This is a genomic window from Dietzia timorensis (genome assembly GCF_001659785.1).
GTDB lineage: Bacteria > Actinomycetota > Actinomycetes > Mycobacteriales > Mycobacteriaceae > Dietzia > Dietzia timorensis.
This window is the reverse complement of sequence record NZ_CP015961.1, coordinates 3544462-3569269: the sequence shown is the minus strand read 5'-3', so window position 1 is coordinate 3569269 and position 24808 is coordinate 3544462. Positions and strand designations below refer to the sequence as shown.

Sequence of the window (24808 nt, the reverse complement as noted above, 5' to 3'; positions counted from 1 at the left end):
TCAGGACGTATCACCCATGACGTCGCAGGCACCTCGCCCACCCCGCCCCCACGGCATCGTGCTCGCCGCAAAGGACACTCTGCCGCCGCCGGACCCGGGGCTGCAGTCCGAGCGGACGTCCCTGTCGTGGGTGCGCCTGTTCACCGCGACCGCCATCGCGCTCGCGGTCATGGCGAAACTCACGCTCATGCTTTCTCCCTGGGTGACGGCCGCCTACGCGATACTCATCGTCATTCCCATGGGTGGGCTGGCGCTGTTCGAGCAGGGCCACGTCGCCCGGATTCGTTGGTTCGAGCACACCGAGCATTCCGTCAGCGGCGCGCCCGCGACCGGGCAGCGGGACTTGCAGCGCGACGGGCAGCGCGACGGGCAGCGCGACGGGCCCGCGGCCGAGCAGCGAGCCGGGCAGCGAGACTTGCAGCGCGACGATCACACGCGCTATCGCTGGGCACCGCTCGCGGCGATGACGGCGCTGTGCGTGGTCCTCTCGCTCCTGGCACTCGCCCTCATGGTCGCGCTCTACGTCGGCTGACCACACGCACGCACTGTCTGCATCCCCTACCTCAGCTTGCCCCAGCACCCCAGCTCCCCCAGCGCCCCCGGCTCCCCCAGCGCCCTCGGTTCTGGTCTCTCCCCGACCGTTCTCTTGGCTCCCACGCCCGCGCACCATCTCGAGTCCCGCAGACCCTGGCAATTCGCGAGGTCTGCGGGACTCGAGATGGTGCCGGCCGGAAGGAGGGCCGCAAAGAGCGGCCGAAGCGCCGGGATCGGAACTACCCGAGCTCCTCCCCCAGCGCCACCCGCACGAGATCGGCGATGTGCGGATCCATGGTGTCGAGCGTGGGCACCGGCGAAGTGAAATCGTCGAGAAGGAGCGGGAGTTCGGTGCAGCCGAGAATAACGAGCTCTCCGCCGTCATCGGCGGCAAGGCGGCGAATGATGTCGCAGAACCCCTCCCGGGTGTCCTCGCGCACCACGCCGAATTCGAGCTCGGTTGCGATCTTGTCCTGGATGTAAGCGATCTCGTCGGCGCTGGGCACGGCGACGGAAATGCCGTCCGCGCGCAGCGGCCCGGAGAGGAAATCGCCGACCATCGTGAACTCGGTGCCGAGGAGGATCACCGAGCTCGCGCCCCGCGTACGGATCTCCCGGCGCGTCGATTCCACGGAGCTGACCAGCGGCAACGGCGATTTTTCCGCGAGCCGGTCGAAGACCACATGCGGCGTGTTCGCGGTGAGGGACGCGACCTCCGCGCCCGCCGCCTCGAGGCGTATGACGCCGGAGAGAAGATAATCGGCGAGGCCGTCCCAGTCCTCCCGACCGGCGTACTCGAAGACGTCGAAGGCGCTGAGCGATTCGATGGTCATCGGCGCGAGAAGGTCCGGGCGCGTGGCCGCCTGCACGCCTTCGATAATCCGGCGGTAGTAGATGAGCGTCGACTCCGGTCCGGTGCCGCCGATCAGTCCCAACTTCTTCAACTCGGACGTGCATCCTCCCTGGTAGCCGATATATTTGACTGTGCAACTCGGCGGAAGGCCGCGGGCGCGCTCAGTGCTGGTGCGAACCCTCCGGCGCGCACATGCCCTTGAGTGAGCAGCTGCCGCAGCCGCCTGTCACGCCGCAGTCCGAGGCGGGCGCGCCCGAGTCCGAGCCCGAGCTCGAGCCCGAGGCTGACGCAGCCCCAGCCGAAGCGCCGACCGACGCGGTCTCGCCAGCAGCGCCGGATCCTCCCCCGGCGGAGCAGCACGACGACGACATCGCGTTCGGGTCCATCGACTCCGGAAGCGTGCCCGTACGGCGAGCGTTGTCGAGCCAGATCGCGGCGGCCTTCGACCCGGCCAGCCCGGCGAACGAGGCCATTCCGAGCGCGACGAGCACCCCGAGCACAGCAATAGCGACGGCCACCACGCCGTCAACAAGTACAAGCCCGAGCCCGGCGAGAACCAGTGCCCCACCGGCAGCCAAGAAGCCGGGAGCTGCGGCTTTATTCGAAATCGTCCACGCTTCCGGCGATTCGCGCGTCTCGGGCGTGCGCACGCCGAACCACGAGTTGCCGGGCAGCCGCTCGCGAAGGGCGGCGATGCCGCCGGCCAGTAGCGCCGCTCCCAGGACGAAGAACACGACCTGGAACAGCACGCTCACCACAAAAGTTGCCGTAGTGTCCACGGCCCCAAGGTTACGCCCACCAGGGCAGAATACCCATTCGGGCTTAGACTGGTTGGGTCGATAGGCTATCCGCGGGACCAGGGGTGAGCCCGGAACCGTGCGGAACGCGCGTACCGCACATACGTACAGACCGAATCCGAACGCAGCATAGGGGCGATCAGGCACATTGAGCACATCCAGCGACAACGTCCAGCCCGCCGCCGGCGAGTCCGGCCCGGCTCATCGTTACAGTGCCCGCCTCGCGGGCGAGATCGAGCCGCGCTGGCAGGCCGAATGGGCTGCGCGCGGCACGTTCCACGCGCCCAACCCCGTCGGGCCTCTGACGGCGGAGGACGGCTCCCTCCCTGCCGACAAGTTGTTCGTGCAGGACATGTTCCCGTACCCCTCGGGCGCGGGCCTGCACGTCGGCCACCCGCTGGGGTACATCGCTACGGACGTCTACGCCCGCTACCACCGGATGCTCGGGCGCTACGTGCTGCACGCGCTCGGCTACGACGCCTACGGCCTGCCGGCCGAGCAGTACGCGGTGCAGACCGGGCAGCATCCGCGGGTCACCACGGAGCAGAACGTCGAGAACATGAAGCGCCAGCTCGGACGCCTCGGCCTCGGCCACGATCCGCGCCGCTCGTTCGCCACTACGGATGTCGAGTTCTACCGGTGGACGCAGTGGATCTTCCTGCAGATCTTCAACTCGTGGTTCGACGCCGAGGCGCCCGTGCGCGAGCACGAGGGCGTAGCGCCCAGCGGCCGCACCGGCCGCGCCCGACCGATCTCGGAGCTGGTCGAGGAATTCGCGAGCGGAAAGCGCGCGCTGGCCCCCGAGGTCGCCGCCGAGCTGGGCAATCGCGGCTGGTCGGAGCTCGACGCCACCGAGCGCGAGCGAGTCCTCGCCGACTACCGCCTGGTGTACCTGTCGAATTCGATGGTCAATTGGTGCCCCGGCCTCGGCACGGTCCTCGCGAACGAGGAGGTCACCGCCGAGGGTAAGTCCGAGCGCGGCAATTTCCCCGTCTTCCGCAAGAATCTGCGCCAGTGGATGATGCGCATCACCGCGTATTCCGACCGCCTCATCGACGACCTCGACAACCTCGACTGGCCCGAGAAGGTCAAGTCGATGCAGCGCAACTGGATCGGCCGTTCGCGCGGCGCGCAGGTCGGTTTCCCGCTGGCAGAGGACCCATCGTCGAAGATCGCCGTGTTCACCACCCGCCCGGACACGCTGTTCGGCGCGACATACATGGTGCTCGCCCCCGAGCACGTTCTCGTGGACCAGATCACGAAGGACGAATGGCCGTCTGACGGCGTGGATGAGCGCTGGACCGGCGGCGCTTCGTCCCCTCGCGAGGCGGTCGATGCCTACCGCAAGGCCATCGCGGCGAAGAGTGATCTCGAGCGCCAGGAAAACAAGGAGAAGACCGGCGTCTTCACCGGTGCCTACGCCGTCAATCCCCTGTCGGGCGCGAAGATCCCGGTGTTCATCGCCGACTACGTGCTCACCGGATACGGCACCGGCGCGATCATGGCGGTCCCGGCGCACGACTCCCGCGACTTCGAGTTCTCCGAGGCCTTCGGCCTCGAGCGCATCCAGGTCGTCAAGCCGGCAGGCGGCGACTACGACCCCGAGCAGGCCTTCACCGGCGAGGGCACCGCGATCAATTCCGCCTCCGGCGCCCTCGACATCAACGGCCTCGAGCAGGCCGAGGCCAAGGATAAGGTCATCGACTTCCTCGAGGCCGAGGGCCTGGGCAGCGGCCAGATCCAGTACAAACTGCGCGACTGGCTGTTCGCGCGCCAGCGCTACTGGGGCGAGCCCTTCCCCATCGTCTACGACGAGAACGGAATCGCGCACGCGCTGCCCGACGAGATGCTGCCCGTCGAGCTCCCCGAGGTCGACGACTATAGCCCGGTGTCCTTCGACCCGGAGGACGCGGACTCCGAGCCTTCTCCCCCGCTGGCCAAGGCCGCCGAGTGGATGAAGGTCACGCTCGACCTCGGTGACGGGCCGAAGGAATACACCCGCGACGCGAACGTCATGCCGCAGTGGGCCGGCTCGTCCTGGTACGAACTGCGCTACACCGACCCGACGAACACCGAGGCCATGGCCGATCCGGAGAACGAGGCCTACTGGCTGGGCCCGCGCCCGAATGAGCACGGCGCGAACGATCCGGGCGGCGTGGATCTTTACGTGGGCGGCGTGGAGCATGCCGTACTGCACCTGTTGTACTCGCGTTTCTGGCACAAGGTGCTCTACGACCTCGGCCACGTGTCCTCGTCGGAGCCGTACCGCCGCCTGTTCAACCAGGGCTACATCCAGGCCTACGCCTACACCGACCCGCGCGGCATCTATGTGCCCGCAGCCGAGGTCACCGAGCGCGAGGGAAAGTTTTTCTGGACCAACCCGGAGGGCGAAGAGGTCCATGTCCGCGAGGAATACGGGAAGATGGGCAAGTCCCTGAAGAACTCCGTCTCCCCCGACGAGATGGCCGAGAACTTCGGCGCAGACACCCTGCGGGTGTACGAAATGTCGATGGGTCCGTTGGACCAGTCGCGGCCGTGGGCGACGAAGGATGTCGTCGGCGCGCACCGCTTCCTCCAGCGGCTGTGGCGCGTCGTCGTCAACGAGGAGACCGGCGAGGTGCACGTTTCCGAGGACGCGCCCGAGGGCGATGTCGCGAAGGCGCTGGCCCGCGCGGTCGCCGGGGTGCGCGAGGACTACGCGGAGCTGCGCGACAACACCGCGATTGCAAAGCTCATCGAGTTCACCAACACCCTGACCAAGGCGTTCGGCTCGGGCGGCGCTCCGCGCGAGGCGGCCGAGGCGCTCGTGCTCATGGTCGCGCCGGTCGCGCCGCATGTGGCCGAGGAGTTGTGGTCGCGGCTCGGCCACGAGGTTTCGCTCGCCCACGGCCCGTTCCCCACCGCCGACGAATCGCTGCTGGTCGATGACACCGTCGAGTACCCGATCCAGGTCAAGGGCAAGGTGCGCTCGCGCATTCAGGTCGCCGCCGACGCCTCCCCGGCCGACGTCGAGGCCGCCGCCCTCGCGGACCCGAAGATCGCCGAGATGCTCGGTGGCGAGACGCCGAAGAAGGTCATCGTTGTCCCCGGGAAGATGGTCAATGTCGTTCCCTGAGTAGGGAAGTGACCGCACACCCAGTGTCCAGCCGCCGCAGCGATCACACCTGCGGCGGCTGGGCCACGAGCGCGGAACCGACGAGCAACATATAGCCCGTCGCGCCGATCCACATGAGCTGGGTCAGCCACAGCCACGGCCGCCACCGAATATGGTTCTGCCAGCGGCGATAGGTCTGCCAGCTGGCGCCGAGGGCGAGGCAGACGGCGAGCAGTAGCGGCGGAAGTAGTACCTCGAGCCGCTTCGCGGTGAACCCGGTGCCGGCGTCGAACCCGATCACCGCAGCGAGGATCGAGACGAACGCGATTACCAACAGCGCGGACACGAGCCCATAGCGGACCGCCTCTCGCGTGGAGCGCTCGTTGCGTTCGAGCCGCTCCAGCGGGTCCGCCTCGTAGTCGGGTTCGCGCCGTGCCGCCATACCTCTAAGGCTAGTCGCAGCGTCTACTCGTCCCCGGTCAGCTGAGTCAGCTGGAGCACGTGCCAGCCCGTAATAGTCGAATCACCAGCTCTGACGTCGAACGTCCGACCGTCCCGGAGGTCGACAACCTCGCCGTCGAGGAAGCTCGAGCTCGTTCCCAGCTCGAACGCGAGCACGTCGAGCGCGGTCCCCATGGTTCGCGGCGGCGACTGCGGCGAGCGGGGGAACTCGAGATCCGCGCGGCCGAAGCGCGCCATGCCGGTGGTGAATGCGAAGGTCAGCGGCGGGTTCTCCGGGTCGATGGGCGCGTCCGGGTTGTCGGTGAATACGCCGACGCGCAGGCCTACGAGGATCGGTACCGGCAGCGGCGCGTGCGCGACGGTGTCGCGGTAGACGTCCGCGGGCACGCACAGACCGGCGAGGGGGACCCACACGCCGAGCGACTCGGCACCGCCGGCGTCGAGGACCGTGAGCGCCGAGGTGATCGTCGCGACCGCGAGCTCCTCGCGCAGCGCATCGAGCGGAAGTTCCGCGCCCACCGGCTTTCCCGACTGCTCGTCGGGGGCGTACACGGCGCCGGCGACGTGGATGCGTGCGGTGGTGCGCAGCAGCTGCCCGGCGTTGCCGCCCCACACCACGAGCCCGCGAGAAGCGTTGAGCGGACCGTTGAATGACGGATTCGACTGGGGGAAGCTGATCCCGCCGTTGAAATCCTCGCCCTCGGGCACGTCCTGCGGGGACAGCGCCTCGGCGCGTGAGCGCACGACGAGCGCGACGCCGCGGTAGTCGACGTTGACGAAGGGCTCGCCGCTGGAGTCGATCTGCTCGCCGGCGGAAATCGTGGCGATATCGCCGAGCACTTGTTGCAGCGTCGCGATGATTGCCGCGGCGGTCGGCGCGGGCCCGGACAGCAGGACTTCCGCCTGCGCATTGCGGCGCCAATCCGGCATGCCGTTCGAATCGGTACCTTCGGCGTCATAGGGAGAAGTCATGGGAACAACGGTACCCACAGGCGGCCTTTGAAGTGCGACGGTGCCGCCGTCGATGGGGGCTGTCGAATCGTGCGGGCCGGCTATATTCTTGCCCTGAAGACAGGGGTGGTGACGATGGGGAACATCAAAGACGAGCAAGTGGACGGCGATCCTTGCGAGCGGTCGATTGTTGACGCGCTCGAAATGCCGGAATCCGAAGATATCGAGTTCGAGCCGGGCCGACTCGGGTTGCGGAGTTTCTAGTTGAATCGCTACGCGTCGGCGATTAATTTCAGAATTGGTCGGCCGACCCGTCGACGTGCTGCAGACGGTGATTCGACCAGGTCAGCCACAAGATCGGACACTGCTGGGATCGCGGCGGGCCGCTTGCTGACAATTGCCCTCAGCGCCATTGTCTGAGCCTTGGTGACGAGGTGGCGATCGTCGTCGGCGTGCTCCCGGACCAGTGCCAAGGCATCCACGAATTGGTGATCGTCCGCGTCCTTATCGTGTAAGGCGAGGGCCCAGAGCAGCGCAAACGCCGCTCTCTTGACGTAAAGTTCGTCGTCTTGCGCCCACGGCTCCAGCCTCGACCACCGCTCCGGGGCTCGGTCGAACAGGCGAAAGCACAGCGTGTCCACAAGTGCCCAGCTGTCGCTGTCGCGACACCACCGGTCCATCACGTCGATCGACGTTTCCACAGGGTCGGCGATGAACGCTGCGATGGTGCGCGATTCGTAGTTTCCGGTGTCCCAGAGCCGTTCGGCAAGGGCGTGATCGGTACCGATGTCCGCGGCCAGCTTCTTCATTTCTCGCATCGGGACGCCGTACACGTGATCGGCAGGTATCCCGTAATTCTTTTCCTGCGCCCGCGCCGCCTCGGGGTCCGCGCGGCTCGTGAGCTCGCGCTGGATTTCGGCGAAGCGATCGGTCGTCATCAGTCCGTCCCCGGACCAATCGGGGTATTTCGCAAGGCTTCTTCTCTCGCGCGAATCGACTCGGTGAATGCCGCGATTCCCTCGCTATCGCCGTAGAGATCCTCGACGCCCGGGGCGGTCGCCTCGGTCGAAGGGTCGAGAAATGACCCCGCACGAGCGAGCTCGAACAGGAGCGGCACGAGAGCGACGCCGTCCTCCGTCAACGTGTAGCGGCCCTGATGACCGATCGGGACGGGCGCGCGCTCGATCAACCCCAAATTTTCCAGTGACCGGAGCCGGTTCGACAAGGTCGAAGGGGAAATCCCCTCCTGCGATCCGGTTAACAAACTGCGGAACGTTCGGTGTTCGAGCATTGCCATGTCTCGCAACACCAGAAGCGACCACTGATCGCCAAGGAGCTCAACCGCATGGTTGATCGGGCAGCTCGATCTTTTCGTGCGCGTAGCCGAACCCTCCCCACCTTCATCCAAAAGTTTTTCGAAAGAACTGATTGCAGAATAGTACTACCCGAGGTAGCTTGACTAGTAGCAAACTACTACTAGTGGAGCGAGTAGACGATGGAAACGTCACGACCTCGAGTAATTGCAAACATCACCCTGACGCTTGACGGCCACACGACAGGCTCCGCTGGGGCGGACGACATGAGTTGCATCGCCCCGTATGCGGTCAGCGACGAATCCCGCGACCACCTGGTTCAGATGACCGACAGTATGGTCGCCGTCATGGGGCGGGTCGGGTACGAAGGCTTCTCCGGCTATTGGCCGCAGGTGTGCGAGGACGACGCCGCTGATCCTCGCGATCGTACGTTCGCGCAATGGCTTGACGCCGTGGACAAAGTGGTCGTGTCATCCACGCTGAATGAGCCGGCTCAGTGGAAAAACACGCGCATTTCAACTGCCTCGCCTGAACAAACGATCCGCGAACTCCGGGACGTCGCCGAAGGTGACATCCGAGTGCTGAGCAGCGCCTCGCTGATCCGCCACCTCCTTGAACACGACGAGATCGACGAACTCGAGATCACCCTGGCCCCGGAAATCACTGCCGGCGGCAGCTCATTGTTCCACCCCGATATCGCCAGATCCTCGAAGTGGCGGCTCCAAGAAGCCACCGCCTCGGGCTCCGGCGCAGTATTCCTCCGGTATTCGCTCACGACGTCAGGATCATGATGAAAACTCTCGCCGCACGACATGACACCTTCGCCAAAAACTTCGCTCACGAGGTTCGCGAACTAAACGACCCAACGTTGCCCACCCCGGTCCCGGAATGGACGGCCAACGACGTCGTCGAACATCTGCTGGCCTGGCCCGTTCCCGTACTTTCGGACTGGATGGGGCTCGACCTGGCCGACGACGTCACGGATTCGCTCGCTTCGCGGTGGACGACCCGCAGCAGCGAACTCTCGGAATACCTGGCCGACCCGGCCGTCAATTCGACAGTCGTCCGTAAGGGGCCGATGGCCGGCCAGACATGTGCCGAGGTGATCGACAGAATCTACACAGCGGATGTGTTCATGCACACCTGGGACCTGGCGCGGGCCAACTCCCGGACTCCAGATCTTGACCCGGACTTCGCCAACGAACTCCTGGCCGGAATGAAACAGATGGAACAGGTCCTCCGGGACTCCGGTCAGTACGGCCCGCCCATACATACTTCGAGCGAGGACCCGGTAATTCAGCTCATCGCCTTCATCGGACGTGATCCAGCGTGGGAACCGGAGGCGCAAAATAACCGAGCTTGACCCAGGAAGGTTAGTGGCCGGCGACGTTCTCGGCGGCGCCCGACTTTCCCGTGTGTTCGGCGACCTCGTCGGCGGTGTCGAGGCCGAGCTGCGCATCGGTGACCGGCGGGAATAACGGTCCTCCGCCGAACGCGCCCCTGTGCGAGATCGGCTGCGCGCCGTCATTATTGACTATCCCGTGGCCGCGGCCGTACTCGGCGGTGATGATGGTGTCGCCGCTACGGATGTCGGGGTCCTCGGCGAGCGCGGCGATGACCCGGCCGACGAACTCGGGGTCCTCCGCGCGATCCAGCGGGAAGCCATTGAATTCCTCCATGCCGAAGGACAACAGCAGCTCGGTGCGGATGAGGCCGAGCCAGAGGGAATTGCAGCGCACGCCGGTCTCGCGCAGGTCGTGGGCCATGTCGGCGGCCATCTTGTCGAGCGCGGTCTTGCTCATCCCGTAGAGCACGGTGTGGAACGGCGCGCGCGATCCGAACGAGGAAATGTGGACGATCTGTCCGCTTCCTTGCGGAACCATGATCTTCGCCGCCTCGACGCTCGCGACGTAGTGGGCGCGCAGCCCGATGCCGATGAGCGAATCCCAGTCGTCGACCGGCCGCTCCCAGAATGTCGAGCCGAAGCCCATGAAGCCCTTCGGGTTGGTCCACACGTTGTTGACCAGCAGGTCCAGGCGACCCGAGCGCGTGCGGATCTCATCGAAGGCGGCCTCCACGCGCGCGTCGTCGGAGTGGTCGACCTCGAGCGGGAAGATCGAGTGCTCGCGACCCTCGATGGTCGCGGCGAGCCGCTCTGCGCTGCGGCCGGTGACGTACACGTGCCATCCGGCATCGGCGAGAGCCCGGGCAACTCCCTGCCCGACGCCGCGGCTCCCCCCGGTGACCAGGGCGACTCGAGTGGACGGGGTAGTGGTTTCGACGCTGGCCTCGGAGTCGGAAGGGTTATCAGTCGACATGGTGCCCACGGTATCTGCGCACCGTCGCCGCGGGTGCGCCGATTCCACCGGATGGAAACGCACGGCGCGCAGCTCCTAGTCGTTCGCGCGTACGACCACGGCGCGGTATGCGAAACCCACGGCTCCCACGAGGACACCGGCAAGAATGGAGTGCCACGGGAGTGTGGCGACGAGAACGAGGCAGCCCACGGCGCCGACGACCGCGAGTGCGCGCGGATACCGCCTGTGCGTGTGGTCCTGCGTGAATGCCGAAACGTTGGCGACGAAGTAGTAGAGCAGGACGCCGAACGAGGAGAACCCGATGGCCGAGCGCAGATCTGCAGCAAGCACCAGGGCGCAGACGACGGCCGCCGCGGCGAGTTCCGCGCGGTGGGGGACGCGAAAGCGCGGATGAACGGCGTCGAGGATGCGGGGGAGATCGCCATTGCGCGACATCGCCAGGCTCGTGCGGCTGATGCCCGCGATGAGGGCGAGCAAGGCCCCCAGCGAAGCAGCGGCGGCGCCGATCTGGACCAGCGGCGCCGTCCAGTCCCAGCCTCCTGCGGCAGCGAGCTCGCGGAGCGGGTCGGACGAGTCCGCCAGCCGCTCGGGCCCCAGCACCGCGAGTGCTGCGACGGCCAACACCGCGTAGATGAGCAGCGTCGCCGTGAGCGCGATGGTGATCGCGGAAGGGATCGTGCGCTCGGGCCTGCGGACCTCCTCCCCTAAAGTCGCGATGCGCGCATACCCGGCGAAGGCGAAAAACAGCAGGCCCGCGGACTGCAGGACCGCATACCCCGTGACCGGACCGCCCTCGCCGAAGCCGAGACCTGGGAGGACTTTGCCGCCGTCCGACGGCGCGGCGACAAAAGCGGCGACGGCGACCAGACCCAACACTGCGATCACCACGGCGACGATGATCTTCGTGAGCGCCGCGGTTCTTGTCACGCCCACATAGTTGACCGCGGTGAGGACCAGAACCGCGCCGACGGCAAAGGGCTTCTCCCAGCCTGACGGGGCGACGTAGGCGGCGAAGGTCAGAGCCATGGCGGCGCAGCTGGCGAGCTTTCCGACGACGAAAAACCAGCCGGCCGCAAATCCCGGCCACGGGCCCAGTCGCTCGCGTCCATAGACGTAGGTGCCGCCCGAATCCGGATATTGCGCCGCGAGCTGCGCGGAGGAGGTGGCATTGGCGAAGGCCACCACGGCCGCGAGCGCCAGTCCCAGGAGCATCGCCGAACCCGCGACCCCGGCGGCGGGCGCGAACGCGGCGAATACGCCTGCGCCGAGCATCGATCCGAGTCCGATGGCAATGGCATCGCCCAGTCCCAACGAGCGGGCGAGTGGTGCGGGGCGGTTCATCTTCTCGTGCTCCTGCGTCGGGGTGTCCGCTGCAAGGTTACGGCGAAGTCGCCCGCTCCGCGCGCATCCATTGTCGCCCATGACGGCGGACGCGCGAGGCCCGCCTGGCGGCGCGACTCCGCCGTCATACCTGGTGGTGTGTGGTTAGTGCGTGAAGAAGTCCGACACGAGACGGGAGAATTTGTCCTTCTGTTCGATCATTGCCCAGTGGCCGCAGCGCGAGAAGGCGTGGAGCTCGGCGCGGGGGAGCTGGCGGAAGGCGAAGTGCGCCTGTTCGTAGGGGAGCATCCGGTCGTCCCGGCCCCAGATGAGCATGGTCTCCTGACGGATCTTGCTCGCGCGGGCGTACAGCGGGGTGTACTCCTTGGTCGGATCGAGGATGGACCCGAAGATCGAATACATGCGTTCGACCGCACCGGGCGCCGTGGCTGCTTCTGTGCGCGCGCGGATGAGCTCGTCGGAGACGACCTTCTTGTTGCCCACCATGGTGTCGACCCAGGCCGACATTTTCTCATCGGTGGGGTCCTGGAGGAATTCGAAGAGTCGGCGCGAACCCTCGCTCGGCTCGGGCGAGAACAGGGGAGCGGCGAGCCCGCCGGGGCCCATGAGCGCCATCTTGCGCACGCGCTCGGGGTGGGCGAGGGCCAGCTCCGCCGCGACGTTCCCGCCCATGGAATTGCCGACGATGTCGACCTGTGCGATGCCCTTCGCCTCGAGAAAAGTGTCGATCGCATCCGCCGCCACCAGTGGATATGCGCGCTCCCATTCGTGATCCGAGGACAGCCCGAAACCTGGCATGTCGAGAAGGATCGTGCGGAACCGGGCGGCGAAGTAGGGGAGGTTGCCGCCGAAGTTCGACCACGCGGTGACCCCGGGGCCAGAGCCGTGGAGGAACAACACCGGGACCTGCGATTCCGGCGAACCGTCCGGACCGGCCTCGTGATAGTGGAACGTGAAGCCGTCGGCCTCGATCGTCTGGCTCGAGCCCTCGAAGGTGAGTGCGGCGGTGCCGGTGTTGTCGGCCATGGGCGAGAATCTCCTCCTCCTGCGCGGGCAGAATGTAGATGTATCCACCGTACTGCAACGTGTTCTAGTTCTTCTATGGGTATACCGCGTTGCCACCGCGGAGAAAACCTAGCCTTTCCTAATTTGCTGATGGGCCGCGGCAACGTGGGCCGTGTTTGCCATCGGCGTCGGCTCACTCGCCGCCTGCGCGGAAAAGGACGGCGGCGACACGGGCGAGGGCGAGAACGCGCCGATCGCCGTCACCAGCTCGAATGACGATTGTGAACTCGGCAGCTCCGAAGCGCAGACCAGTCCCGTGCGATTCACGGTGGAAAGCGCCGGCGACAGGGTCACCGAGTTCTACGTCTTTGGTGAAGACAGCCGCGTCCTCGGAGAGGTCGAGAATATCGGGCCGGGCCTCAAGGGCACGCTCATCGTGGACATCGCCTCGCCCGGGGGCTACCGGGTGGCGTGCAAGCCCGGCACGGTCGGTCGTGGGATCTCCGGCGAGATCGCCGTGAGCGGCGAGGAGAAGGAGACCCTCCAGGGGTCCACGGAAGTAGAGGATGCGAAGTCGGAGTACCTCGACTACGTGCCCGGCCAGACTGACGTCCTCGTCGACCAGACGAGCGCGCTCGTCGACGCCCGGCCGCGCTCGAGGATCTGCCGATATTCGCCGGGGACGACATCGATCCGGCGCGCTCCCACGGCGACATCGTGATTCAGGCCTGCGCCGATGACCCGCAGGTCGCCGTACACGCGATCCGCAATCTCGCGCGGATGGGTTTCGGCGTGGTCGGGGTGCGCTATTCGCAGCTCGGCTTCGGCCGCACCGCGTCGACGACCAGCGCGCAGCGCACGCCCCGCAACATGTTCGGGTTCAAGGACGGCACCGCCAACATCAAATCCGATGACGTCGGAGCCCTGGATTCGCAGGTATGGGCGCAGTCGGGCGACGGTCCTTCGTGGATGGACGGCGGCACCTACATGGTCACCCGGCGAATCCGGATGGACATCGAGGCGTGGGACCGCGCGAATCTCACCGAGCAGGAACGCGTCATTGGCCGGGACAAGCGCGAGGGCGCCCCGCTCGGCCAGGCCGTCGAGTTCGACGAACCCGACTTCGCGATGACCACCGGGCGGCAGCCGGTGATCCCAGAGGATTCCCATGTCCGGCTGGCGCACCCCGATACCAATTCGGGCACCCGGATCCTGCGACGCGGCTATAACTTCACCGACGGTTCCGATGGATTCGGACACCTCGATGCCGGGCTGTTCTTCATCTGCTTTCAACGTGATCCCGTGGCGCAGTTCGTTCCGCTGCAGCGCCGACTGTCGCGTTCGGACGCGCTCAATGAGTACATCACTCACACCTCGTCCGGCGTGTACGCGTGCCCGCCCGACCTTGCAGAAGGGCAATGGTGGGGGCAGGAGCTGTTGGAGGGGTAGTCGGAAAAAGTTGTCGACAGTCACAGGGTCTGACGTCGTGGCCAGCGGAATCGTGGAAAAAACCGACAATGGCGTGTGCTGGATCACTGAAAAATGGGGGTACCGGGAAAGTGGGTTTTAAGCAAAAGCAATAAAAATCGGCTCACATAACAATATTGTCGCGGGTTCACATGATCGTCGCAACACTCTCAGATGAGAGGTTGCGGCGATCATGTCGTTTCAGGAGGACTGTGTTCAGTTCGGTGACCAGTTAGCGCGGCTGGTTGATGCCGGGGTTCCGGTGAAGGAAGCCGCTGTGGTGGTGGGTGTGCCACGGCAGCGGTGTTATGCGATTTTGCGGGCGATCGGTCGGCCGGTGGGGCGCCTGCGTGGAGTGGGCAAGCCGGCCGACTCGAGGCAGATCGTGGAGGTGTTCGATCGGACCGGGTCGATCAACAAGGCAGCGATCGAGTGCGGTGTGGCGTTCTGCGTGGCTCGTCGAATTTTGGTCGCTGCTGGTCTGGTTGACGCTGCCCCGCGGGCGTTCGGTAAGCCGGAGGCCAAGAAACGGTTCCTCGAGTTGATAGATCAGGGTTGGACCGCAGCGCGCGCGGCCCGCGAGGTGGGAGTCAACGAGCGCACCGGCCGGGACTGGCGTCAGGGAATCCGGCGTACCCGCAACACGCGGATCTATCCGGACGGTCGGGTCGTGGATTATCGATCCGGCACGGTCTACAAACAAACCGTGACTAGTGCGACCTGCGTAGACGCCGCAGCATCTCCGGTGATCAGTACCCGTTACCTATCTCTCGATGACCGGATTGCGATCGCCGATGGGCTGGTGGTCAAGGATTCGATGCGCACGATCGCTGCCCGGATCGGCAAGAATGTCTCCAGCATCTCCCGCGAGGTACGCGAGCACAGCATCGCTGGCCGGTATCTGCCGCATCAGGCGCATCGGGATGCGGCGGCGGCGCGGGTGCGGCCGAAGCGGTCCAAACTGGTGGTGAACAAAGTCCTGCGGGCAGCGGTCGAGGAAGGCTTGTCGAGAAAACTTTCGCCGGAGCAGATCTCGCACCGTCTGCGGCGGGATCATCCCGACGACGAAAGCATGCGGGTGAGCCACGAAACGATCTATCAAGCGCTGTATTTCCAAGCCCGCGGCGGTCTGAAGAAGGAAGTGCAGCACGCACTCCGGACTGGGCGGACCAAGCGTAAGCCGCAGCGGAAAGAAGGTGAGCGGTATCAGCGGTTCGTCGACCCGATGGTAATGATCAGCGACCGTCCCGCCGAAGTGGACGACCGCGCTGTTCCCGGGCATTGGGAAGGGGATCTGATCACCGGTGAGCAGAACAAATCCGCGATCGGGACTCTCGTCGAGCGTGCCACCCGCTACACGATGTTGCTGCACCTGCCCGACGGGCACGACGCCGAACAGGTCCGCGACGCGCTCATCACCGCGATCGGTGATCTGCCCGCGCACCTACGCGGATCGCTGACCTGGGATCAAGGTGCCGAACTCGCCCGACACAAGCAGATCACGGTCGCCACCGACATGCAGGTCTACTTCTGCGACCCTGCCAGCCCCTGGCAGCGCGGAAGCAACGAGAACACCAACGGCCTGCTGCGGCAGTACTTCCCCAAGGGCACCGACCTGAGCGTTCACAGTCCTACCGATCTCGAGCACGTCGCCCAGGAACTCAACGGCCGTCCACGCAAAACGCTCGACTGGGATACCCCAGCCGAGCGTCTGCGTGATCTAATCACCACCAACTAACAGCAGTGTTGCGTCGACCACTAGAAACCGCCTTGTCTGCGTGAACTATTATTTCGGTTGCTAGGAGCAATATGTCACGCAGATCACTATCTCGTCCCGCGCGGATCGCCATCGCGCTGGCCGGCTCGATCGCACTCGGCGGATCGATCATCGGGAATGCGGCCGCGCAGAGCGTGCCGGGCGCGTCGATCGGTTCGGAGGGCTCTGGTGACTCGGTGGGCTCCGTAGATCAGGGTGGGTCCACGGGATCGCTCGGCTCGACGGAACTGTCGGACTCGGTCTCGGGGTCGCTGTTTTCTCCGCCCGAATTCGATCCCGACCTCGAAATAGGTGAGGATCCCACGCGCGGGCCGCTGCCGGTGCCGTTCAATATCTCCGCGGGTGTCTCGGCGATGCTCGCGCCGAATACCCCGCCCCCGGGGGCCAACGACTGGAACTGTGAGCCCAGCCCCGAGCATCCCCGCCCCGTCGTCCTCGTCAACCCGACGTCCACGACGCAGGCCCTTGCCTTCCAGGCGGGTGCGCCTCTGCTCAAGAATGCCGGATACTGCGTTTTCACTTATAACTACGGCAATATCGCCCCGGTGTCGGGATCGGCGTTCCAGGCCCTCGACGACATCCCTTCGGCCGCCCAGGCCCTCTCGGACACCGTGGACCAGGTGCTCGAGGCCACCGGCGCAGACCAGGTCGACCTCGTCGGCCACTCCCAGGGCGGCGGAATCACGCCCGACTACTACCTCAAGCTCCTGGGTGGGGCGGAAAAGGTGCACACGAAGGTAGGTATCTCCCCGTCGACCGGCACGACGTTGAGCGAATTCGCATTCCTTCGTTCGCTCATTCCCGTGATCGGCCCGCTCGTATTCGGCAGCCTCGGCGGATCGGCGGCGGGCCTGACCGACCAGGTCTTCGACTCGGAGGTCGCCAAGCAGGTGTACCCGGACGGTACGACTGCGGCGCCGGGGGTGGAAACGACGGCGATCGTCACCCACTACGACTGGGTCGTCACGCCATACGACAGGCAGTTCTATGCCGAGGCCGACAACGTGACGAACATCGACCTGCAGGAAGGGTGCCCGGAGGACCTGTCCGAGCACATTTCCACCTTGTACAGCGAGCGGGCGTGGCGTTACGTCCTCAATGCGCTCGACCCGGAGAACGCGCAAGAGGTGCCGTGCATGCCGGTCGCGCCCTTCGCGCCCTGGGTGCGCTAGCCCGCAGGTCCGGCGGCGCCGGCGGCGTGCTCCGTTCCGCCGGCCCCGCCGAGAAATGCCAGCAGCGCCTCGTTGACCTCGTTCGGGTGGCTGGACAGGAGCCCGTGCCCGGCGCCCGGAATGACGGTGAGGGACGCCGTCTCGATCGCGGAGGCCGTTCGGGCGCCCGAACCAGCGAGCGGGACGATATCGTCGCTGTCGCCGTGGATGACCAGGGTCGGGACGGTGACCTTGTCGAGGTCGCGGCGGAAATCCGTTGTGGCGAACGCATCCATCGCGCCGAGGGCGGCTCGGTGATCGCTCTGGCGCGCCATATCGAGCGCCTTGTGTCGCTCACCGCCCGGCACCACGAGTTCTCCGTCTACGGAGAAAAAGTTCGTGATGAAGTCCTCGAAAAACGCGTCCCTGTCCGTTTCGAGACCGGACCGCATTTCGTGCGCGGCGTCCGGCGTCAACGGTCCGTCGGGGTTGTCCGCGGAGTGCAGCATCGCCGGGGGAACGGAGGAGAGGAACACCGCGCTGTGCAGACGATCCTCTCCCGAGCTGGCTATGTAGCGTGCAACCTCACCGCCGCCCATCGAGAAGCCGACGATAGTCGCCTCCCTGAGGTCCAAGCCGGCCATCACGTCCTCTAGGTCTGCAGCAAAGGTGTCGTAGTCGTAGCCGTCTTCTGGCTTGTCGCTGCGACCGAATCCGCGCCGATCGTAGGTGATCACCCGGTACCCGGCACGCGAGAGCGCACCGACCTGGTTTTCCCACGACGCTCCGGACAGGGGCCAGCCGTGGATCAGCACGACAGGACGGCCAGGGGCTTCGTTATCGAATACATGCAAGGTCACGCCATCTCGCGTGGTGATTGCGGCCACCTCGGATCACCTCCGGTAATCGGGTTCGGTGGTGCTGGGCCCAACGGTAACCCAGGTGGGCCGCCCCTGCATCAGCCCTGCGCATGGCGGCTGTGACGCAGGGTAGTGCTGTACCGCTTTTGGTGCGACTGTGGCCTCGGCCGTTCGACGGTCGTGTGGAGGCATCGAACGGGGAATTCGTTGTCACATCAACGTCGCTGGTAATAATGCCCATGGCAATCTCTCCGATTGCGCTCATCCCTCGAATGAAAGCGACGTCCCATGGCTAACCCCACCGCATTCCTCGGCCGCGCTCTTTTCGCGCCGGTGTTCATCCTCGGTGCGCAGAACGCGATCGATAACGCCGATGGCCTGGCGCAGCTCATCGATTCCCGGCGCGAGCAGGTCGGGCTCTCCGGGTTGCCGGTCGGGTCGAAGCAACTCGTCCAGGTCAACGGCGCCGCCCAGATCGGGCTGAGCTCGGCGATGGCTCTGGGCATCGCCCCGCGGCTGTCCGCGCTCGGGCTCATCGGATCACTCGTACCCACAACGCTGGCTGGCCACGCGTTCTGGGAGCAGGAAGACAAGGGCGAGAAGAAAAACCAGGCACTCCAGTTCGTGAAGAACCTCGCGGTCGCAGGCGGCCTCGCCGTCATCGCCGGAACGCCGAAGAAGTAGACCACCCGCGCCAGTCCTGATGTGGCACACCTCACATTAAACTGTGAGAAACCTTTGAACAGGTTTAGAGTCGTCGTGCATGAGGACCCGTACCCAGCGACTCGACGAGCTACCCTTTACACCGCGCCACCGCCGCATGCTCGGCGGGGCCGGGATCGGCTGGGCTCTCGACGCGATGGACGTGGGTCTCATTTCCTTCGTCATGGCGGCGCTCACCGTGCAATGGGGGCTGACCCCGACGGAGAATAGCCTCGTCGCGTCCATTGGCTTCGTGGGCATGGCTATCGGCGCGAGCGTCGGCGGGTTGCTCGCCGATAAATTCGGTCGCCGCTACGTTTTCGCGCTCACCCTCCTCGTCTATGGCTTGGCGACCGGCGCCGCGGCTCTGTCTACCGGCCTGGTGATGCTCATCGCGCTTCGCTTCCTCGTCGGACTCGGCCTCGGCGCAGAGCTGCCCGTGGCCTCGACGTTGATCAGCGAGTTCGCCCCGCGCAAAATCCGCGGCCGCGTCGTCGTGGGTCTCGAGGCCTTCTGGGCGTTGGGGTGGATTCTCGCCGCGCTCATCGGCTACTTCGTCGTGCCTCTCGGCGACGACGGCTGGCGCTGGGCGCTGGCCTTCGGCCTCGTTCCGGCCGCCTACGCGCTGGTCATACGCTTCGGTATGCCCGAATCGGTTCGCTACCTCGAATCCCGTGGGAAGCAGGCCGAGGCCGAGGCCGTCGTGCGCCGCTTCGAGGACTCCGCCGGCCCGGACCACAAGCCCTCGGTCCAGGACCTGCGCGAGCGAGAGGGCGGACACGAAGGGGTGACGCCGGCCGGCCGGGCCGACCCGGGGACGCAGCCCGCTGCTGCCGGACTGCCCGACGAGCGCGGCGACTCGCTGTGGTCGCGCCGCTACCGCGGCCGCTCACTCGCGCTGTGGATCGTGTGGTTCGGCATCAACTTCTCCTACTACGGCGCCTTCATCTGGCTTCCGAGCCTGCTTGTCGCGCAGGGCTTCGACCTGGTCAAATCATTCGAGTACACCCTCATCATCACGCTCGCGCAGCTGCCCGGCTACGCCGCCGCGGCGTGGCTCATCGAGGTATGGGGCCGCCGGCTGACCCTCGCCGTATTCCTCTCGGGGTCCGCAGTGGCCGCCGGGCTCTTCGGCCTCGCCGACTCCCCGGGGACCGTCATCGCCGCGGGTATGGCGCTATCGTTCTTCAACCTCGGCGCCTGGGGCGCGCTGTACGCGATAGGCCCGGAGCTGTATCCCACGGCCATGCGCGCCACCGGCACCGGCCAGGCCGCCGCCTTCGGGCGGCTCGCGTCCATCATCGCGCCGCTGCTCGTGCCACTACTTCTTGACGGCGGAGGCCAGGTTCTCGTCTTCGCCGTATTCGCCATCGCCTTTGTCATTGCCGCATTGGCCGCATTCACCCTGCCCGAGCTCAAGGGGACCGCTTTGGAGGAGTCAGGACGTGTGTCGCGGGCGGCGGACATCCGCTAGCGGACGCCGGGGGCCGAGCGCGCGGGGTCACTGCGAAAGGCAAGCGTGATGGCGCCGTCGATGTCCGCCCGGCGCACACGCACCCCGTACACGGGCTCGAGGATCTCGGGCGTGAGCACCTGATCCGGTGCGCCGGACGCGAGGATGGCCCCCTCGGACATTACGGCGATCTCGTCGCAGAACTGCGCGGCGAGATTGAGGTCGTGGAGGACGATGCCGGCGGCCACGTCCAGCGAGGCGACGAGCCCGAGCACCTCATGGGCGTGGCGGATGTCGAGGTGGTTCGTCGGCTCGTCGAGCAGGATATGCGTGGCCTCCTGCGCGAGCGCCCGCGCGATGAGCGCGCGTTGCCTCTCTCCGCCGGACAGCGTGTCCATGCGTCGTCGCGCGAAATCCAGCATGTCCACTCTCCGTAGAGTCGCGGTGATTATGGCCGCGTCTGCGCTGGTCAATTGCGCCGCGAATCCCTGCTGCGGAAATCTTCCGAGCGCCACCGAATCGGCAACGGTGAGGGGAAGGTCGCCCGGCTCTTCCTGCACGACTAGTGCGATGCGACGCGCCCGCTCACGATCGGAGTAGGAGTCGATGCCGCGGTTATCCAGCGCTACCGAGCCCCCACTCACGGGAAGAGTCCCGGCCAGCGCCCGGAGAAGCGAGGTCTTTCCCGAGCCATTCGGTCCGACGATGCCGAGGGTTCGACCGTCGGCGATATCGATCGAGACACCGTTGACGGCCCGGACGTGTCCGCGCGCCACGCCCACACGTGAACCACGAATCACCGTCGCACCTCGGCTCGGTTGTGTGCGGAAACGAAAGTGTGGACCTTCTCCAGGCCGTCGACGGCGAGCGGGGTCGGGGGCTCGGCGAAGCCGAGTAGCAGCGGCAGGACGGCCTCCTCACGCAACGCGGTCACGGCCCCGATTCCCGGGATCTGCCCGACCGCGGAACGAACATCGGCAGGCGAGCCGTCCGAGTGCAGCGCGATGATGAAGTCGGGATCGCGGGCGACGAGCTCCTCGCCGGTCACCTCGAACACACGGTCGGCGGTGTCCGAGAAGACATTGTCGAGACCTGCGGCCTCGACCACCGGATTCGACATCGACCGCCGGCCGTAGGCGTAGGTGCTGCCACCCCCGAGAGTGGGATAAAGTACCGCAACGGTGGGACTGTCCGCATGGCCGTTCGGCACGTCCGACGTCAGGCTTTCGAGTTGACCGGACAGCTCGTCTATGTACTCCTCCGCACGGCCGGCACGGTCGAAGACCTTTCCGTAGGTGCGGATCTGAGACCACACATCGGCAAAGCTCGCGTCGTGGTCGAGCGAGCCGCAGAAGGCGGGCTCGTCGATGACCTCGATGCCGGCGGTCGCGAGTGTGCGCCGATTGACGGTATCGGACTGGCCGAGCACGAGGTCCGGGGCGGTTGCGACCACTGTTTCGGCCGAGATCTGCAGGTGACCCGTGGCGTCGACCCGCTCCGTGAGCGAGGAAACCTCGCTCAGCGCGGCGTTGAGCTCGGCGTCGTAGTATTCGGCCGGGTAGAGGCCGGCGCGCGCGCCGATCCGGTCGAACACGCCGAGGCGGTGGAGTGTGGGGATCGACGCGCTGTCGAGGACCGTCACGCGCTTGGGCGGCTCGTCGAGCGAGAGGCGTTCGCCGCAATTCTCGACGGAAATAGAGACCGAGGAAGTAGTCGTCGACGACGCGCCGCAGCCTGTGAGCGAGCCGGCGAGTAGCGCCGTCGCGACCATTGCAGAGGTCCCTCTGGTGGCGATGGGGATACCCGGTCGACGGCGGCGATGGATATGGCCGATGCGGGCGCGGGAAGGGCACACGTTCTAGAACCTCACTGTGGTCATGCGGCGGACGAGGATGAGTAGGAAAGGCGCGCCCAACACGGCCGTGACGATGCCGATCGGGATCTCTTGCGGGGCGAGAACCGTGCGGGCGAGGATGTCGGAGGCGACGAGTAGGATGGCGCCGAACAGCGCGGAGACAGGGATCAGCGCGCGGTGCGTGCCCCCGACGGCGAGTCGCGCGAGGTGCGGGACGACGAGCCCGACGAAGCCGATAGAGCCGGCCATGGCGACGAGGATGCCGACGAGGACACAGACTCCGGCGACGAGGGCGAGGCGAAGCCGGTCCGGGTCGATGCCGAGGGCGCGCGCGGCGTCGTCGCCCGCGGAGAGGACATCGATGCGGCGGCCGAAGAACATTCCCAGCGCCAGCGCCGTGCCCACGGCGAGAACGACCGCGGCGAGCGGCCCGTTCCATGCGGCGAGGCCGAGCGAGCCCAGGAGCCAGAAGAGCACGGTGCGTGCCCCTTCTGTGGAATCGGAGGCGAAGACGAGGAACGACGTGCATGCGGCGAGGGCATAGCCCACCGCCACCCCGGCCATGAGCAGACGCACCGACGATAGTCGGCCCGCGCCCCGGGCAACCGCGAACACGAGCGCCGAGGCGGCCGCCGCCCCGAAGAATGCGCAGGTCTGCAGGGCGTAGTCGCCGAATCCCGCTCCGAATCCGAACAAGAGCGCGGCCGCCGCGCCGCAGCTCGCCCCGGAGTTGATGCCCAGGACGTATGGATCGGCGAGCACGTTGCGCACAACCGCTTGAAGCACCACGCCCGCCAGTGCCAGCCCTGCTCCGACCGCAGCGGCGAGCACGACTCGGGGTGCCCGGATCTGCCACACGATCGCCTCGTCGACCGACAGTGCGGCATCGGAAGGGTGCCCGGCCACGTTCGACGCGATGATGCGGAGCACATCGGCCGGTGCGACCGCTGCGGGGCCTGCCACGATCCCCGCCACCATCACGCCCACGGCGATGACGCCGGAGACGCCCAACCACATAGCGAGCCGTGTGCGCTGCGCGCGCAGTCCGAGCGGATCCGCCGCGAGCCGTGGATCGGTGCCGGTGTTCGGGAGCGACGGCCGTGAAGTCATGTCGCGTCCCTCCCCGTGGCCGGTCTGTCCGATGTCTTCGACCCTAGGGCAGCGAACAGTGCGTGACTAAGCCGGAAACGCACTGTTAACAGGGCGGTTACATGCCAGCCGGGGCCATGCCGAACCTCCCGTCGTTGCGGTGCCCGGCCACGCGTGATGCTCTGCGAAATCCCGGCGCTGGGCGCAGGATTCACATCCGGGGGCGACTAGCTCAGCGGGCACGCGGGTGGGGGCATAGAATTTCGTGGTGTTGGTCCGCTGCCACAACACTGGCGATGTGCGGGTGCCTTCTGGCCGCTAACCTGGGCCGGGAGAATAAACGATTTTAGGAGAGTCCATGGTCGAACAAACGAACATCGACGGGCCGATCGAGCCGTACACCATTACCGGCAACGAACCTGTGATCAACGACGATCCGTCGGACACGAGCAAGCATCGCGTCGTGATCGTCGGCTCCGGTTTCGGTGGGCTCGCCGCGGCGCAGCAGTTCAAGGGACGTGACGATGTCGAGGTGACGATCGTCGCGCGCACCGGCCACCACCTCTTCCAGCCGCTGCTCTACCAGGTCGCCACCGGCATTCTGTCCGTCGGCGAGATCGCCCCGTCTACGCGGATGATCCTGCGCGACCAGGACAACGCCCGCGTCGTCCTCGGGGACGTCGAGAACATCGACGTCGAGAACCAGACGCTGTATGCGGAGATGGGCCACGTGTCCTTCGCCGTGGAATACGACAGTCTCGTCGTCGCCGCGGGCGCCGGTCAGTCCTACTTCGGCAACGATCATTTCGAGGTCTACGCGCCGGGCATGAAGACGATCGACGACGCGCTCGAGCTGCGCTCGCGCATTCTCGGCTGCTTCGAGCAGGCCGAGATTACCGAGGATGAGGACGAGCGCCGCCGGCTGCTCACGTTCATCATCGTCGGCGCCGGTCCGACGGGCGTGGAGATGGCCGGACAGGTCGCCGAGCTCGCGCACAAAACGCTCACCGACAGCTTCCGCGCAATAAATCCGGCAGATGCGCGGGTGGTTCTACTCGATGCGGCGCCGCTGGTCCTGCCTCCGTTCGGCGAGAACCTCGGTGGGAAGGCCCGCCAGGCGCTCGAGAAGTTCGGCGTCGAGGTGCAGCTCAACGCGATGGTGCAGAACGTCGACTACGACGGCATCGAGGTCAAGGACTCCAGCGGGGAGGTGCGCCGCATTTCGGCCTCGTGCAAGATCTGGTCCGCGGGTGTCGCCGCGAGCCCTCTGGGCAAGCACCTCGCGGAGCAGACCGGCGCCGAGGTCGACCGGGCCGGGCGCGTGATGGTCAACGAGGACTTCTCCCTGCCGGGTCAGAAGAACATCTTCCTCATCGGTGACATGGTCAACCTCAACAACTGGCCTGGCGTCGCGCCGTTCGCGCAGCAGGGCGGCCGCTACGTCGCCAAGCTCATTTCCAACGAGCTCGACGGAGCCTCGACCACCCAGCGCAAGCCGTTCAAGTACTTCGACAAGGGGTCGATGGCGACGGTCTCGCGCTACAGCGCTGTGGTCAAGGTCGGTAAGTTCGAGATCTCCGGCTTTGTCGCGTGGGTGATGTGGCTCGCGGTGCACCTGGCTACGCTCGTCGGTTTCCGCAACCGCTTCATGGCCATCGTGTCGTGGGGCATGCAGGTCAACGGTAACCGGCGCGCGCAGCTGACCTCGACGAAGCAGTGGGCTTACGGCCGCCAGGCGATGATGCGCCTCGAGGAGAAATAGCTCCTCTCACGACCAGAGCGGAGG

General features: G+C 66.3%; 24 protein-coding genes and 1 pseudogene. 12 read left to right on the top strand and 13 right to left on the bottom strand.

Going from position 1 to position 24808, the window contains the following annotated elements; all coding sequences use genetic code 11:
- The first annotated feature begins 16 nt into the window (after nt 1–16).
- Entirely contained in the window at nt 17–532 is a 516-nt protein-coding gene (locus BJL86_RS16495; protein ID WP_067470886.1) for a DUF202 domain-containing protein, read from the top strand.
- A gap of 241 nt (nt 533–773) precedes the next feature.
- Here the strand turns inward: BJL86_RS16495 and BJL86_RS16490 are convergent, their stop codons facing one another.
- A complete protein-coding gene (locus BJL86_RS16490) occupies nt 774–1478 on the bottom strand; it encodes an aspartate/glutamate racemase family protein (protein WP_067470884.1) in 705 nt (234 codons plus the stop codon).
- Between the two features lie 70 nt (nt 1479–1548).
- The gene (locus BJL86_RS16485) at nt 1549–2166 is read right to left on the bottom strand and encodes an SdpI family protein (RefSeq protein WP_231887076.1); all 618 of its coding nucleotides are present in this window, start codon (nt 2164–2166) and stop codon (nt 1549–1551) included.
- Nucleotides 2167–2332: 166 nt separating this feature from the next.
- Between BJL86_RS16485 and leuS the strand changes: the two genes are divergently transcribed.
- A complete protein-coding gene (leuS, locus tag BJL86_RS16480; protein ID WP_067470880.1) occupies nt 2333–5299 on the top strand; it encodes a leucine--tRNA ligase in 2967 nt (988 codons plus the stop codon).
- A gap of 43 nt (nt 5300–5342) precedes the next feature.
- On the opposite strand, the gene BJL86_RS16475 is transcribed toward leuS, so the two are convergent.
- A complete protein-coding gene (locus BJL86_RS16475; RefSeq protein WP_067470878.1) occupies nt 5343–5720 on the bottom strand; it encodes a hypothetical protein in 378 nt (125 codons plus the stop codon).
- Between the two features lie 23 nt (nt 5721–5743).
- A complete protein-coding gene (locus BJL86_RS16470) occupies nt 5744–6712 on the bottom strand; it encodes a hypothetical protein (RefSeq protein WP_067470876.1) in 969 nt (322 codons plus the stop codon).
- Between the two features lie 69 nt (nt 6713–6781).
- Between BJL86_RS16470 and BJL86_RS16465 the strand changes: the two genes are divergently transcribed.
- Nucleotides 6782–6955, top strand: coding sequence for a hypothetical protein (locus BJL86_RS16465; protein WP_156515164.1), 174 nt, complete (start codon nt 6782–6784; stop codon nt 6953–6955).
- A gap of 8 nt (nt 6956–6963) precedes the next feature.
- On the opposite strand, the gene BJL86_RS16460 is transcribed toward BJL86_RS16465, so the two are convergent.
- Nucleotides 6964–7629, bottom strand: a complete 666-nt coding sequence (locus BJL86_RS16460; RefSeq protein WP_082908264.1) for a DNA alkylation repair protein — start codon at nt 7627–7629, stop codon at nt 6964–6966.
- Nucleotides 7629–8099 carry a winged helix-turn-helix transcriptional regulator gene (locus BJL86_RS16455; RefSeq protein WP_067470874.1) on the bottom strand — a complete coding sequence of 157 codons (471 nt, stop codon included), beginning with the start codon at nt 8097–8099 and terminating at the stop codon, nt 7629–7631. The genes BJL86_RS16460 and BJL86_RS16455 overlap by 1 nt, the downstream gene beginning before the upstream one ends.
- An 87-nt stretch (nt 8100–8186) precedes the next feature.
- Here BJL86_RS16455 and BJL86_RS16450 point away from each other — a divergent pair, with 87 nt between their 5' ends.
- Nucleotides 8187–8795, top strand: coding sequence for a dihydrofolate reductase family protein (locus tag BJL86_RS16450; protein ID WP_067470872.1), 609 nt, complete (start codon nt 8187–8189; stop codon nt 8793–8795).
- A 77-nt stretch (nt 8796–8872) separates the two neighbouring features.
- Nucleotides 8873–9367, top strand: coding sequence for a DinB family protein (locus BJL86_RS16445; RefSeq protein ID WP_156515163.1), 495 nt, complete (start codon nt 8873–8875; stop codon nt 9365–9367).
- Between the two features lie 10 nt (nt 9368–9377).
- On the opposite strand, the gene BJL86_RS16440 is transcribed toward BJL86_RS16445, so the two are convergent.
- The 3 genes from BJL86_RS16440 to BJL86_RS16430 all read right to left on the bottom strand — a co-directional run bounded on the left by BJL86_RS16440 (nt 9378) and on the right by BJL86_RS16430 (nt 12689).
- A complete protein-coding gene (locus BJL86_RS16440; RefSeq protein ID WP_067470908.1) occupies nt 9378–10322 on the bottom strand; it encodes an SDR family NAD(P)-dependent oxidoreductase in 945 nt (314 codons plus the stop codon).
- A 75-nt stretch (nt 10323–10397) separates the two neighbouring features.
- Nucleotides 10398–11663 carry an APC family permease gene (locus tag BJL86_RS16435; RefSeq protein WP_067470868.1) on the bottom strand — a complete coding sequence of 422 codons (1266 nt, stop codon included), beginning with the start codon at nt 11661–11663 and terminating at the stop codon, nt 10398–10400.
- Nucleotides 11664–11807: 144 nt separating this feature from the next.
- Entirely contained in the window at nt 11808–12689 is an 882-nt protein-coding gene (locus BJL86_RS16430; protein ID WP_082908261.1) for an alpha/beta fold hydrolase, read from the bottom strand.
- Between the two features lie 151 nt (nt 12690–12840).
- Between BJL86_RS16430 and BJL86_RS16425 the strand changes: the two genes are divergently transcribed.
- The 4 genes and pseudogenes from BJL86_RS16425 to BJL86_RS16410 all read left to right on the top strand — a co-directional run bounded on the left by BJL86_RS16425 (nt 12841) and on the right by BJL86_RS16410 (nt 17084).
- Nucleotides 12841–13389, top strand: coding sequence for a hypothetical protein (locus tag BJL86_RS16425; RefSeq protein ID WP_067470867.1), 549 nt, complete (start codon nt 12841–12843; stop codon nt 13387–13389).
- Nucleotides 13281–14117, top strand: a pseudogene (locus BJL86_RS16420) (Dyp-type peroxidase); the annotation flags it as partial. The gene BJL86_RS16425 and the pseudogene BJL86_RS16420, both read left to right, overlap by 109 nt.
- A 562-nt stretch (nt 14118–14679) precedes the next feature.
- A complete protein-coding gene (locus BJL86_RS16415) occupies nt 14680–15873 on the top strand; it encodes an IS30 family transposase (RefSeq protein ID WP_197487682.1) in 1194 nt (397 codons plus the stop codon).
- A 71-nt stretch (nt 15874–15944) separates the two neighbouring features.
- Complete coding sequence (locus BJL86_RS16410; RefSeq protein ID WP_156515161.1) at nt 15945–17084, top strand: esterase/lipase family protein; 1140 nt, start codon at nt 15945–15947, stop codon at nt 17082–17084.
- Here BJL86_RS16410 and BJL86_RS16405 read toward each other — a convergent pair.
- Nucleotides 17081–17950 (bottom strand): alpha/beta fold hydrolase, encoded by an 870-nt coding sequence (locus tag BJL86_RS16405; protein WP_082908258.1) that lies wholly within the window; start codon nt 17948–17950, stop codon nt 17081–17083. The genes BJL86_RS16410 and BJL86_RS16405 overlap by 4 nt on opposite strands.
- A gap of 261 nt (nt 17951–18211) precedes the next feature.
- On the opposite strand from BJL86_RS16405, the gene BJL86_RS16400 reads away from it, so the two are divergent.
- Nucleotides 18212–18607, top strand: coding sequence for a DoxX family protein (locus BJL86_RS16400; protein ID WP_067470844.1), 396 nt, complete (start codon nt 18212–18214; stop codon nt 18605–18607).
- A 79-nt stretch (nt 18608–18686) separates the two neighbouring features.
- On the top strand, nt 18687–20099 hold the full coding sequence (locus BJL86_RS16395; protein ID WP_067470842.1) for an MFS transporter: 1413 nt from the start codon (nt 18687–18689) through the stop codon (nt 20097–20099).
- Here the strand turns inward: BJL86_RS16395 and BJL86_RS16390 are convergent.
- The 3 genes from BJL86_RS16390 to BJL86_RS16380 form a co-directional block, all read right to left on the bottom strand.
- Entirely contained in the window at nt 20096–20878 is a 783-nt protein-coding gene (locus tag BJL86_RS16390; RefSeq protein WP_067470840.1) for an ABC transporter ATP-binding protein, read from the bottom strand. The two genes, BJL86_RS16395 and BJL86_RS16390, sit on opposite strands and share 4 nt — an antisense overlap.
- A complete protein-coding gene (locus BJL86_RS16385; RefSeq protein WP_067470838.1) occupies nt 20875–21849 on the bottom strand; it encodes an ABC transporter substrate-binding protein in 975 nt (324 codons plus the stop codon). Before BJL86_RS16385 ends, BJL86_RS16390 begins: the two co-directional genes overlap by 4 nt.
- An 87-nt stretch (nt 21850–21936) precedes the next feature.
- Nucleotides 21937–23043 (bottom strand): FecCD family ABC transporter permease, encoded by a 1107-nt coding sequence (locus BJL86_RS16380; RefSeq protein WP_067470836.1) that lies wholly within the window; start codon nt 23041–23043, stop codon nt 21937–21939.
- Between the two features lie 337 nt (nt 23044–23380).
- On the opposite strand from BJL86_RS16380, the gene BJL86_RS16375 reads away from it, so the two are divergent.
- Nucleotides 23381–24784, top strand: coding sequence for an NAD(P)/FAD-dependent oxidoreductase (locus BJL86_RS16375; RefSeq protein ID WP_082908257.1), 1404 nt, complete (start codon nt 23381–23383; stop codon nt 24782–24784).
- Nucleotides 24785–24808: the final 24 nt, after the last annotated feature.